Source organism: Vibrio sp. M260118 (assembly GCF_036533755.1).
GTDB lineage: Bacteria > Pseudomonadota > Gammaproteobacteria > Enterobacterales > Vibrionaceae > Vibrio.
The window spans coordinates 1-1,329 of sequence record NZ_JATABG010000584.1 but is presented as its reverse complement, the minus strand read 5'-3'; the positions used below and the strand labels follow the sequence as shown (position 1 = coordinate 1,329).

At 47.0% G+C, this 1,329-nt stretch carries 1 protein-coding gene; it reads right to left on the bottom strand.

From position 1 onward, the window contains the following. On the bottom strand, positions 1 to 1,329 hold a 1,329-nt coding region (locus QTO00_RS19775; RefSeq protein WP_331426268.1), incomplete at both ends, for an ATP-binding cassette domain-containing protein.

Genomic DNA, 1,329 nt, shown 5'->3' with positions numbered 1-1,329 from the left:
CAGCCGTTTTGGGAGTTTCCTCAACCTGTTTAGCGATTTTTGTTGGTTTTTCAACCGCTCGTGCCTTTAGAGTTTGCGCACGCTGCTGCTGAGCGTCGTGATAACCACCAACAAATTCCTCGATAACGCCCTCACCTTCAAAGATCCAGCTTGTGGTTACTGTGTTATCAACAAACTGACGATCGTGGCTGACAAGTAAAAGCGTACCCTGATAATTGGCAAGTAAATCTTCCAAAAGTTCCAAAGTTTCGATATCAAGATCGTTAGTTGGTTCATCAAGCACCAATAAGTTGTTTGATCTAAGGAAGATTCTGGCCAGCAATAAGCGATTTTTCTCACCACCAGATAGCGCTTTAACTGGCGTGCGAGCGCGTTTCGGAGCAAACAGAAAGTCTTGCAAGTAACTGAGTGCATGACGCTGCCTGCCACCAACCATCACCTCTTGCTTACCATCTGCAAGGTTATCAATAACCGACTTCTCTGGATCCAGTACTTCACGGTACTGGTCAAAATAGGCCACTTCTAGCTTAGTGCCACAATGTAGCTTGCCGGATTGGGGCTGGAGCTCGTCGAGAAGGAGTTTAAGCAAGGTACTCTTACCACAGCCATTAGGACCGATCAGTGCGATACGATCACCACGCATGATATTGAACGAAAAGTCCTTAACGATAGACTTACCTTCAATCTCATAGTTAATGCTATTTGCTTCGAAGACGATCTTGCCTGAGCGCGATGCGTCATCGATCTGAATGTTTGCCTTACCCTGAACTTCTCTGCGCTCACTACGCTCTTCACGCAGCTTCTTAAGCGCTCGCACACGCCCCTCGTTACGAGTACGACGTGCTTTAATGCCTTGACGAATCCACACCTCTTCTTGAGCAAGCTTTTTATCGAACTCTGCGTTCTGCATCTCTTCGACTCGCAGCATCTCCTCTTTCTCAACTAGGTAGTTATCATAATTACCCGGGAAAGACGCCAGTTTACCGCGATCAAGATCGACAATGCGTGTTGCCATTGACTTAATAAACGCCCGATCGTGAGAGATAAAGATAATTGAACCACGGAAATCTTTGAGAAAGTTCTCTAGCCACTCAATCGTTGTGACGTCAAGGTGGTTAGTAGGCTCATCAAGAAGTAGCACATCAGGGTCGCGAACCAACGCTCTTGCTAGTGCCGCTTTACGTTGCCAACCGCCAGAAAGGTCTGTCAGCTTAGTATGTCCATCAAGCTTAAGCGCTGCGAGTACATTTTTAATTCGGTCTTCAAAGCGCCATGCGCCTGAATGCTCGAGCTGTTCTTGAACGCGAGCAAGCTTGTTGATGTTCTGCT